At 62.8% G+C, this 10,604-nt stretch carries 14 protein-coding genes; 12 read left to right on the forward strand and 2 right to left on the reverse strand.

Features of this window, described 5'->3' with window-relative positions; genetic code table 11:
- Window positions 1-40 precede the first annotated feature (40 nt).
- The 7 genes from ACODSJ_RS13500 (at window position 41) to ACODSJ_RS13530 (ending at window position 5,602) form a co-directional block, all read left to right on the forward strand.
- Window positions 41-1,198, forward strand: a complete 1,158-nt coding sequence (locus ACODSJ_RS13500; RefSeq protein ID WP_489102197.1) for a protein-glutamate methylesterase/protein-glutamine glutaminase — start codon at window positions 41-43, stop codon at window positions 1,196-1,198.
- Window positions 1,198-1,938: a flagellar motor protein gene (locus ACODSJ_RS13505; RefSeq protein ID WP_489102198.1), complete on the forward strand. Its 741-nt coding sequence runs from the start codon at window positions 1,198-1,200 to the stop codon at window positions 1,936-1,938. Before ACODSJ_RS13500 ends, ACODSJ_RS13505 begins: the two co-directional genes overlap by 1 nt.
- Window positions 1,939-1,953: 15 nt before the next feature.
- The gene (gene motD / locus ACODSJ_RS13510) at window positions 1,954-2,838 is read left to right on the forward strand and encodes a flagellar motor protein MotD (RefSeq protein ID WP_489102199.1); all 885 of its coding nucleotides are present in this window, start codon (window positions 1,954-1,956) and stop codon (window positions 2,836-2,838) included.
- Between the two features lie 49 nt (window positions 2,839-2,887).
- A complete protein-coding gene (locus ACODSJ_RS13515; RefSeq protein ID WP_489102200.1) occupies window positions 2,888-3,679 on the forward strand; it encodes a ParA family protein in 792 nt (263 codons plus the stop codon).
- Window positions 3,680-3,775: 96 nt separating this feature from the next.
- A complete protein-coding gene (locus tag ACODSJ_RS13520; protein WP_489102201.1) occupies window positions 3,776-4,648 on the forward strand; it encodes a CheW domain-containing protein in 873 nt (290 codons plus the stop codon).
- Window positions 4,649-4,720: 72 nt separating this feature from the next.
- A complete protein-coding gene (locus ACODSJ_RS13525; RefSeq protein WP_489102202.1) occupies window positions 4,721-5,206 on the forward strand; it encodes a chemotaxis protein CheW in 486 nt (161 codons plus the stop codon).
- Entirely contained in the window at window positions 5,207-5,602 is a 396-nt protein-coding gene (locus tag ACODSJ_RS13530) for a DUF2802 domain-containing protein (RefSeq protein WP_260955339.1), read from the forward strand.
- A 111-nt stretch (window positions 5,603-5,713) separates the two neighbouring features.
- Here ACODSJ_RS13530 and ACODSJ_RS13535 read toward each other — a convergent pair whose 3' ends face one another.
- Together ACODSJ_RS13535 and fliK are read right to left on the reverse strand one after the other, a co-directional pair.
- Entirely contained in the window at window positions 5,714-6,043 is a 330-nt protein-coding gene (locus tag ACODSJ_RS13535) for an EscU/YscU/HrcU family type III secretion system export apparatus switch protein (protein ID WP_489102203.1), read from the reverse strand.
- Entirely contained in the window at window positions 6,040-7,629 is a 1,590-nt protein-coding gene (gene fliK / locus ACODSJ_RS13540; RefSeq protein WP_489102204.1) for a flagellar hook-length control protein FliK, read from the reverse strand. The genes ACODSJ_RS13535 and fliK overlap by 4 nt, the downstream gene beginning before the upstream one ends.
- A 198-nt stretch (window positions 7,630-7,827) precedes the next feature.
- Between fliK and ccmA the strand changes: the two genes are divergently transcribed.
- The 5 genes from ccmA to ccmE all read left to right on the forward strand — a co-directional run bounded on the left by ccmA (window position 7,828) and on the right by ccmE (window position 10,604).
- Window positions 7,828-8,463 carry a cytochrome c biogenesis heme-transporting ATPase CcmA gene (gene ccmA, locus ACODSJ_RS13545; protein WP_489102205.1) on the forward strand — a complete coding sequence of 212 codons (636 nt, stop codon included), beginning with the start codon at window positions 7,828-7,830 and terminating at the stop codon, window positions 8,461-8,463.
- Window positions 8,460-9,128 (forward strand): heme exporter protein CcmB, encoded by a 669-nt coding sequence (gene ccmB, locus ACODSJ_RS13550; RefSeq protein ID WP_489102206.1) that lies wholly within the window; start codon window positions 8,460-8,462, stop codon window positions 9,126-9,128. The genes ccmA and ccmB overlap by 4 nt, the downstream gene beginning before the upstream one ends.
- 95 nt (window positions 9,129-9,223) lie before the next feature.
- Window positions 9,224-9,979, forward strand: coding sequence for a heme ABC transporter permease (locus ACODSJ_RS13555; protein ID WP_489102207.1), 756 nt, complete (start codon window positions 9,224-9,226; stop codon window positions 9,977-9,979).
- On the forward strand, window positions 9,976-10,152 hold the full coding sequence (gene ccmD, locus ACODSJ_RS13560) for a heme exporter protein CcmD (RefSeq protein ID WP_042729135.1): 177 nt from the start codon (window positions 9,976-9,978) through the stop codon (window positions 10,150-10,152). Before ACODSJ_RS13555 ends, ccmD begins: the two co-directional genes overlap by 4 nt.
- Window positions 10,149-10,604, forward strand: a complete 456-nt coding sequence (gene ccmE / locus ACODSJ_RS13565; RefSeq protein WP_489102208.1) for a cytochrome c maturation protein CcmE — start codon at window positions 10,149-10,151, stop codon at window positions 10,602-10,604. Before ccmD ends, ccmE begins: the two co-directional genes overlap by 4 nt.

A 10,604-nucleotide genomic window follows, 5' to 3' on the forward strand; every position in this document is an offset into this window, starting at 1 on the left:
GGGCGTGGCCCAGGGCCGCGCCTCGCCTAACGGAGTGTTTATGGTAGTTAAAGTCCTCGTGGTGGACGATTCGGGGTTCTTCCGCCGCCGCGTCTCGGAAATTCTTTCAGCGGACACGAGCATTCAGGTGGTCGGTACGGCGACCAACGGCAAGGAAGCAATCGATCAGGCACTGAGTCTCAAGCCAGACGTGATCACCATGGACTACGAGATGCCGATGATGGATGGCATCACGGCCGTGCGGCATATCATGCAGCGCTGTCCAACCCCGGTATTGATGTTCTCGTCCCTGACCCACGAAGGCGCGCGGGTGACCCTCGATGCGCTGGACGCCGGGGCAGTGGATTTCCTGCCGAAGAATTTCGAAGACATTTCGCGCAACCCCGACAAAGTCCGGCAGTTGCTTTGCGAAAAGGTCCACAGCATTTCCCGCAGTAACCGGCGTTTCGGCACCTTCAGCGCGCCGGCACCGACACCTGCGGCTGCTCCGAGCCCCGCGCCAGCGCCTGCGGCGCCGTCGAGCAGCTTCAATCCAGCACCGGCGCGCAGTGCACCGACGCCTGCGCCTGCCCGTCCGGCCGCTGCGGCACCTGCCCCGACGCCCTCTGCTTCGTCGTCCCCGGCACCCAAGCGCAAACCCTACAAGTTGGTGGCTATCGGTACTTCCACGGGTGGCCCCGTGGCATTGCAGCGGGTCCTGACCCAACTGCCGGCCAACTTCCCGGCACCCATCGTGCTGATCCAGCACATGCCGGCCGCCTTCACCAAGGCGTTTGCCGAGCGCCTGGACAAGCTGTGCCGCATCAGCGTCAAGGAAGCCGAGGATGGCGACATTCTGCGTCCTGGCCTGGCGCTGCTGGCGCCAGGGGGCAAGCAGATGATGGTCGATGGCCGTGGCGCGGTGAAAATCCTGCCGGGCGATGAACGTTTGAACTACAAGCCTTGCGTGGACATTACCTTCGGTTCCGCCGCCAAGTCCTACGGTGACAAGGTCCTGGCGGTGGTGCTCACCGGCATGGGCGCCGACGGTCGCGAAGGCGCGCGCCTGCTCAAGCAGGGGGGCAGCTCGATCTGGGCGCAGGACGAAGCCAGTTGTGTGATCTATGGCATGCCGATGGCCATCGTCAAGGCGGACCTCGCCGATGCGGTGTACAGCCTGGATGACATCGGTAGACACCTCGTCGAGGCGTGCCAGTAATGGATGTGCTCAGCCTGATCGGCATCATCATGGCGTTCGTCGCCATCATTGGTGGCAATTACCTGGAGGGCGGTCACCTCGGGGCCTTGGCCAATGGCCCGGCGGCATTGATCGTGCTCGGCGGCACCATTGGCGCTGCGCTGTTGCAGTCGCCCATGAGTGCCTTCAAGCGTGCCATGCAAGTGCTGGCCTGGATCCTGTTCCCGCCGCGGGTCGACCTCGCCGGCGGCATCGATCGCGTGGTGAACTGGAGCCTGACCGCACGCAAGGAAGGCTTGTTGGGCCTGGAAGGGGTGGCTGACGCCGAACCTGACAATTACTCGCGCAAGGGCCTGCAATTGCTGGTCGACGGCGCTGAGCCAGAGGCCATCCGCAGCATTCTCGAGGTGGATTTCTACACCCAGGAAAGCCGTGACATCGAAGCGGCCAAGGTGTTCGAAAGCATGGGTGGTTATGCCCCCACCATCGGCATCATCGGTGCGGTGATGGGGCTTATCCATGTGATGGGCAACCTGGGCGATCCATCGCAACTGGGCAACGGCATCGCCGTGGCTTTCGTCGCCACGATCTATGGCGTGGCCAGTGCGAACCTGGTGTTGCTGCCGATCGCTGCCAAGCTCAAGTCCATCGCGTTGCGCCAGTCGCGTTATCGCGAAATGCTGCTGGAAGGGATCCTGTCCATCGCCGAGGGTGAAAACCCGCGTTCCATTGAGTTGAAGCTCCAGGGCTTCATGGACTGATGGGAGAAATGGAGCATGGCACGTCGCAGGCATCATGACGAACACGTCAACCATGAACGCTGGCTGGTTTCCTACGCCGACTTCATCACACTGTTGTTCGCCTTCTTCGTGGTCATGTATTCGATCTCGTCGGTCAACGAAGGCAAGTACAAAGTCATTTCCGAGGCATTGATCGGCGTCTTTACCGATTCCGACCGCGCCCTCAAGCCCATTCCCATCGGCGATGAGCGCCCCAAGAGCAGCACGCCGGCCAAGCCGTTGATCAAGGACAGCGAGCAGGTCGATGCCGGCATCGCCGGTGGCAGCGATCCGCTCAAGAGCATCGCCGACGACATCAGCGCAGCCTTCGGCGACCTGATCAAATCCAACCAGATGACCGTGCGCGGCAACGAACTGTGGGTCGAGATCGAACTCAATTCCAGCCTGTTGTTCGGCAGTGGCGACGCGATGCCCAGCGACATGGCGTTCAATATCATCGACAAGGTGGCGGCGATCCTGAAGCCGTTCGACAACCCGATCCATGTCGAAGGCTTCACCGACGACCAGCCGATCCGGACCTCGCAGTACCCGACCAACTGGGAACTGTCCTCGGCCCGCTCGGCCAGCATCGTGCGCATGCTGGCGATGCAGGGTGTGAACCCTGGCCGCCTGGCCTCGGTGGGATACGGCGAATTCCAGCCGGTGGCCAACAATGCCACCGTCGAGGGGCGAGCGCGCAACCGCCGCGTGGTGTTGGTGGTGTCGCGCAACCTCGACGTACGGCGCAGCCTGACCGGTACAGGCACCGCCAATGCAACTCCGGATGCCGCATTGAAGCGGGCTGGCACACAAACTGCACCGTCCCCGGTCAAGTCGCCGGGAAGACAGAGTGCCGTCAATTCTCCGTCACCCGCCTTATAACCGAGCTATTTCTCGGTCGAGCCTGTTTCGACCGGGAGGAACGATCCGAATGAGAGTCTGGGCAGTCGCCAATCAAAAAGGTGGTGTGGGCAAGACCACATCTTCCATCGCTTTAGCCGGCTTGCTGGCCGAGGCGGGCAAGCGCGTCGTTATCGTCGATCTGGACCCCCATGGTTCGATGACCAGCTATTTCGGCTACGACCCCGACAGCCTTGAGCACAGCAACTACGACCTGTTCCTGCACAGGGGCAGCGTGCCTGAGGGGTTGCCGGGGCAGTTGTTGCTGTCCACCAGCGACGAGCGGATTTCCCTGTTGCCGTCGAGCACCGCGCTGGCCACCCTCGAACGCCAGTCGCCGGGGCAGGGCGGCCTGGGCCTGGTGATCGCCAAGAGTCTGGCGCAGCTTTGGCAGGATTTCGACTACGCGATCATCGACAGCCCACCCTTGCTGGGCCTGCTGATGGTCAATGCCTTGGCAGCCAGCCAGCAACTGGTGATCCCGGTGCAGACCGAACACCTGGCGGTCAAGGGCCTGGAGCGCATGGTCAATACCCTGGCGATGGTCAACCGCTCGCGCAAGCAGTCGCTGGCCTTCAATATCGTGCCGACCTTGTTCGACCGTCGCACCCAGGCATCCCTGGGCACCCTGCGGGTGTTGCGGGACAAATACCCGGACGACATCTGGCAGGGCTACATTCCGGTCGATACCCGCCTGCGCGATGCCAGTCGCGCTGGTGTGACCCCTTCGCAATTCGATGGCAAGAGCCGTGGCGTGCTGGCTTACCGGGCGCTGCTCAAGCACCTGCTGGCCCAGCAGCTCGTCCCGCAGCAGGTGGCGTGAGGTGATGAGGCCAGCCACCGGCATCGCAGCTGCCTGCGCGTGCTCAAGTCCTGAGGTATCCGTGCCGATAACCTTTTCAAGGGGCGCATTGTTTCCATGAACCGCCCGATAAAGACAACCTCGCGCCCGCAACTGGCCTTGCAGTCCTACCTGGACGGGCTGTTGCAGGAAGCGACTGAAGAACTGCCACCGCAACCGAGCGTGGTCGAGGCATTGCCCGACCCCGTCGAGGCCGACGGTGTGCAGGATGAGTTCCAGGCGGCTGTGCTCGAAGAGCAGGCCCGTGATGCGAAGAAGTCTGTGATTGCCGCAGCGGCCCCGGCGCCGTTCATCAAGCCGTCGGTGGCGGTACTGGAAGCACCCGTGCCGATCCTGGCTCCGGTGTCGACCGTCGCCCCGTTGTTGCAGGGCCTGGCGACGCCCGTGGTGGAAGTCCACCTGCCGCCGAGCAACACACCGCCGCCGGTGCAGGTCGATGATCGTCCGGCCTGGGCCGCCGAGCCGTTCGAATGCCTGTTGTTCGATGTGGCCGGGTTGACCCTGGCGGTGCCGCTGGTGTGCCTGGGGTCGATCTACTCCCTGGAGGGCCATGAGTTGACGCCGTTGTTCGGCCAGCCGGAATGGTTCCTCGGGATCCTGCCGAGCCAGGCCGGCAACCTGAAGGTGCTGGACACGGCGCGGTGGGTGATGCCGGACCGCTATCGCGATGATTTTCGCCAAGGCTTGCAGTACGTGATTTCGGTGCAAGGTTACGAGTGGGGGCTGGCGGTGCATCAGGTCAGCCGCTCGTTGCGCCTGGACCCGAACGAGATCAAGTGGCGCAGCCATCGAGGACAACGGCCATGGCTGGCCGGCACGGTGATCGAGCACATGTGCGCCTTGCTGGACGTTTCCGAACTGGCCGAGCTGATTGCCAGTGGCGGGGCAAAACACCTGGCCGGCGCCAAGCCGGCCCGGAAACCGAAATAAGACAGCCGTTGACGCTCAGCGTTGCCGGACAGAACACACACCGCCACAGGCGGTTTTTCGAGGGGTCAGGGTATGAATGATAAGGCGTCGTCTCTCAAGGGTTCCGAAGATCCGATCTTGCAATGGGTGACCTTCAAGCTCGATAACGAAACCTACGGCATCAACGTGATGCGCGTTCAGGAAGTGTTGCGCTATACCGAGATCGCTCCGGTACCGGGCGCACCCAGCTATGTGCTGGGGATCATCAACCTGCGCGGCAACGTCGTCACGGTGATCGATACGCGCCAGCGCTTCGGCCTGCACTCCACCGAGGTCAACGACAACACCCGTATCGTGATCATCGAGGCCGACAAGCAAGTGGTCGGTATCCTCGTCGACAGCGTCGCCGAAGTGGTTTACTTGCGTCAGTCGGAAATCGAAACCGCACCTAACGTGGGTAACGAAGAGTCGGCCAAGTTCATTCAGGGCGTTTGCAACAAGAACAACGAGTTGCTGATCCTGGTCGAGCTGGAAAAAATGATGAGTGAAGAAGAGTGGTCGGAACTGGAGAGTATCTGATTGATTCTTGAGGTAGCAGTCATTGTCCTGTTCCTGTTCTGGGCAGGCACGCTGGCGATGTTCCTGGCGTACATTCGTGGCCAGCGGCAGGTCGCCGCTCAGCAGGCCCAGGGCGATGCGCTGCGCGATCAGCGCATCAAGGACCTGGCCAAGCGCGTCGACGATTACCAGAACGGTACCGTGCGCATGGGCGAAGCCATCCATGAGCTGCGCGCCGTGCTCGCGCCGTTGCCAGACAAACTCGCCCAGCTGGAACAGCGCGACCCTTCGAGCCTGTCCTTCGCCCAGGCCGCTCGCCTGGTGGGCATGGGGGCGAGCGTCGACGAACTGACCCAGGCCTGCGGCTTGACCCAGGCTGAAGCGGAGTTGATGAGCAAGTTGCACAGGGGCGGTTGATCGCTTTCGCCCTGATCCAATTGTGGGAGTGAGCAAGCTCGCTCCCACAGGTTTTTCTGGCACTCGGAAATATTCATTCCAGCCCAGCCCCCTGTGGCGAGGGGTCAGTGATCAGTAATCGTCCCCACGTTCCGTCACGTCTTTCTCGACACTTTGCGCATGCGGGTCGAAACCCTGTGGGAACTTGCCCTTGAGGTTCCAGGCAAACGCGATGATCTCGGCGATCGTGCGGTACAACTCCTCCGGGATGCTGTCCCCCAGTTCCAGGCGCGCCAACAACTTCACCAGCTCGGCATTTTCGTAGATCGGCACTTCGCTGTCCCGGGCGATGCGCAGGATTTCCTCGGCCAGGGCTTCGTCGCCCTTGGCGGTAAGGGTCGGAGCGTGATGGCCGTCGTACTTGAGGGCGATGGCCTTGCGTGGTTCGGTGTGGTGGGTCATGCGGTCTCGTCCACCCAGCGTTGTTCCAGGCGAGTCTTGGGGCCTTGGGGAGGTGTGCCGAGGTGGCAATCCAGGTCGCCGACGTCCAGGCCGCAGGTCACCAGGCGCTCACGCAAGGCCGCCAGGTTTCTTTCGATCAGGCTGGCGGTGTACGGCCGTTCTGCCCACAACTGGCTGGACAGGCTGCCGCTGAGCAACTGGGCCTGAACCTGCAACGGTCCGAGCGGTTCCATGTCGAACGCCAGCTCCACCCGCCAGAGTTGCTGTTTCGGCTCGCGCTCACGCTCTTCCTTGCGCTCATGGGGTTGCTCGCGGGAGGGGGTATCCTCGCGCTGGAATTTGACCTGCAACGGCACGATGTCCTGCAGGTTGCGCATTGGGATCTCCAGTTGCCAGGTGCTCATCAACCGGCCGTCATCGGTCAGGCCGGTCTGTTCCAGGCTCGACAGCTGGTGGCTCTGCAGGCGTGACACCGCCGCGGCGGCCAGGCGCAACAGGTGCTCCAGATCGCCTTCTTCGTGCTGCTCCTTGAGCGGGCGCGAGGGCAGGGGGAAGCCGGTGGGTTGTGGTTTGGCGCTGACCTGGCCAAGCATCCCCAAGGCGCTGCGAACGAAGTTGGGCAGCGCCTGGGCCAGGGTGTTGGCGGCGATGATGGCGCCAAGGTTGGTGGAGGCGGGCAGGGCCGGGGTCAGTTGGGCGATCAGTTTCAGCAGGTCGCCTTTCATGTCCGGTGCCAGGCCCGGAGGCTGCCCCGGCGGCTGACCGGCCAGCAGTTTGCTTTCCAGGAACACGCCGCTGGCGGCCATGGCCTGGGCCAGGCCTTTGGGCGAGCTCAGTTGCTGGACATCCGGCAGGCCGGCCAGCAGGCGTGTCACTGCGGCGCGCAGCTCGGTGCCAGTGTCGTCAGTGGCCGGCAGGTTTTGCAGGGCGTTGATCAGGCTGTCCAGTGAACCCTGGCGACTGACTTGAGTGACCAGTTGCTGGCTCACCGCCAATTGCTCCTGGCGGTTGCTCAGCGGAACGAATTTCAGCGTCTGTGCGTCTTGCACCTGGGCGCTGAGCAGCGTGCCGATGCGCAGCGGTTGGGGGCTGTCGATGTCCAGCGTACTGCCGGCCTGGGCGGTGTTGACCAGGCTCACCAATGACCGATAGACCACCGGCTGCCCCGGCACTGGCGGCAACGCCTGGCTGGTCAGCACTTTGCCTTGCAGCAGCGTGCCTACCGGCATTTGCGCCGTGTCGATGCGGGTGAGGGTGGCAACGCTGGAAGCAATGGCCTGTTGCACCGTAATCGCCAGGTTGCTGGGCGATGGCTGGGTCACGGCCAGGCTGGTGCCCTGGGGCAGCGGCTGGGTGCTGGTGGCTTGCACGGTGGTCTGACGGCCGCTCTCCAGGGTGACTTTGAGCAGCAGCTGGAAAGTCTGGTCGGCCTGCTTGAGCGACAGCACTTCGGCCTGTGCGGTCTGGCCCGTGCTGATCAGGCCTTCGGCCGGTACCAGCAGCTTGAGCAGCTCGCCGCTGATCGCTGGCATGCGCGGCGCTGCCGTGGGCTGGGGCAGCGGCGGGATGTTCATGTCGCCTGTCATCTAAGCGCTTACCTTGGAGAAAAATGCCCTCATTAGAGTAGGGCATCGCATGTATAATGCCGCCCGTCTTTCAGGGTGTGGCGAAAACCTTGCAATTGTTTGACGCAGCTCTGTGGAACAGACCGTCAATGCATCTATGCTGCATCTCTTTAACGGCCGCAGCACCGCCGACTTGAACCGTATAAGGCCCGCAATCCCTTGACCAGTCCTCTTTTGCAAACCGTCGGCCTCGCCTGTGAGCGAGACTTGCGGCTGCTTTTCGAACACCTCGAATTGAGACTCTCACCTGGCGATATGGTGCAGATCAGCGGGCCCAACGGCAGCGGCAAGACCAGTCTGTTGCGCCTGCTGGCCGGATTGATGCAACCCACGGCTGGCCAAGTGCTGCTCAACGGCCAACCGTTGCATGGCCAGCGCGGCGAGCTGGCCCGCAACTTGCTCTGGATCGGCCATGCCGCCGGCATCAAGGACTTGCTGACCCCCGAAGAAAACCTCAGTTGGTTGTGCGCGCTGCATCAGCCGGTGGGGCGCGAGGCGATCTGGCAGGCGTTGGCGACGGTAGGGCTGCGGGGTTTCGAAGACGTGTCGTGTCACACCCTCTCCGCCGGCCAGCAGCGTCGTGTGGCCCTGGCTCGGTTGTACCTCGACGGCCCGCCGCTGTGGATCCTCGATGAGCCGTTCACGGCCTTGGACAAGCAAGGGGTGGCGCAGCTTGAAGAGCACCTGGCCCGGCACTGCGAGACGGGGGGCATGGTGCTGTTGACCACCCACCACACCTTGACGCGGATGCCGTCCGGCTATCGCAACATCGATCTGGGGAATTGGGCCGTATGAGTGTGTTTGGCCTGTTGCTCGCCCGCGAGGCGCGCCTGTTGTTCCGTCGTCCGGCCGAGTTGGCCAATCCACTGGTGTTCTTCGCGATCGTCATTGCCATGTTCCCGCTGGCGGTCGGGCCGGAGACTCAATTGTTGCAAACCTTGTCGCCGGGGCTGGTGTGGGTGGCGGCGCTTTTATCGGTCCTGCTCTCGCTGGACGGGCTTTTCCGCAGTGATTTCGAAGACGGTTCCCTGGAGCAGTGGGTCCTTTCGTCGCACCCCCTGGCCCTTCTGGTTTTGGCCAAGGTACTGGCACACTGGGTTTTTTCCGGTCTGGCGCTGGTGCTGCTCTCGCCGCTGCTGGCAATGATGCTGGGCTTGCCCGCCGCCTGCATGCCGGTGCTGCTGGTCTCGTTGCTGCTGGGCACGCCGGTGTTGAGCCTGCTCGGTGCGGTGGGCGCGGCGTTGACGGTGGGCTTGAAGCGTGGCGGGCTGCTGCTGGCGCTGTTGATCCTGCCGCTGTACATCCCGGTGTTGATCCTGGGCAGTGGCGCCTTGCAAGCCGCCCTGCAAGGCATGCCGGCAACCGGTTATCTGCTGTGGCTTGGGAGCCTGACCGCCCTGGCGATAACCCTGACACCCTTTGCAATAGCCGCTGGCCTGAAGATCAGCGTCGGCGAATAATAACGAGGCCTGGTCAAGAAACGACCACTTCTGCGTGAAGTAAAGGCAGACCCGGCGGTTCGCGATGGCGAGCCGCAACCGTGATGGAAACAGCAATGAACTGGACCTGGTTTCATAAGCTTGGCTCACCCAAGTGGTTCTACGCTATCAGCGGCAAGCTGCTGCCCTGGTTGAGCCTCTTCGCTGTGCTGCTGATTGGCTGCGGCGTGATCTGGGGGCTGGCCTTCGCCCCGCCGGATTACCAGCAGGGCAACAGCTTTCGCATCATCTATATCCACGTGCCCACGGCGATGTTGGCCCAGTCCATCTACGTCATGCTGGCGGTGTGTGGGGTGGTCGGGCTGGTGTGGAAGATGAAGCTGGCCGACGTCGCCCTGCAGTGCGCCGCGCCCATCGGCGCCTGGATGACCGCCGTGGCGCTGGTCACCGGCGCGATCTGGGGCAAGCCGACCTGGGGTTCATGGTGGGTCTGGGATGCCCGACTGACGTCGATGCTGATCCTGCTGTTCCTGTACTTCGGTCTTATTGCGCTGGGCAACGCCATCAGCAATCGTGACAGCGCCGCCAAGGCCTGCGCGGTGCTGGCGATCGTCGGCGTGATCAACATCCCGATCATCAAGTATTCGGTGGAGTGGTGGAACACCTTGCATCAGGGCGCGACATTTACCCTGACCGAAAAACCGGCGATGCCTGTCGAAATGTGGCTGCCGCTGTTGCTCTGCGCGCTGGGTTTCTACTGTTTCTTCGGCGCCGTGCTGTTGCTGCGCATGCGCCTGGAAGTGCTCAAGCGCGAATCCCGGGCCAGCTGGGTAAAAGCCGAAGTACAGAACAGCCTGGAGGTCGCTCGATGAGTTTTGCTTCATTCGGCGATTTCCTCGCCATGGGCCATCATGGCCTGTATGTCTGGTCAGCCTACGGCATCTGCCTGGCGGTGCTGGCCCTCAACGTGGCGGTGCCGATCCTGGCCCGCAAGCGGTATCTGCAACAAGAGGCGCGTCGTCTGCGCCGGGAGAACGGTCAGTGAATCCGCTGCGCAAAAAACGTCTTGTCATCATTCTTGCGATCCTGGTCGGTGTTGGCGCTGCGGTCGCCCTGGCCTTGAGCGCCCTGCAGCAGAACATCAACCTGTTCTACACCCCGACCCAGATCGCCAATGGCGAAGCGCCGAAGGACACCCGCATCCGCGCCGGCGGCATGGTTGAAAAGGGCTCGCTGGTGCGTTCCGGGGATTCGTTGGACGTGACGTTCAACGTCACCGATTTCAACAAGACCGTGACCATCACCTACCGCGGCATCCTCCCGGACCTGTTCCGCGAAGGCCAGGGCATCGTCGCCCTGGGCAAGCTCAATGCCGACGGTGTGGTCGTGGCCGACGAAGTGCTGGCCAAGCACGATGAAAAATACATGCCGCCGGAAGTGACCAAGGCCTTGAAAGACAGCGGCCAGTCGGCGCCTGCCCCAGCGAAGGAGGGTTGA

This window comes from Pseudomonas sp. FG6 (assembly GCF_057809015.1).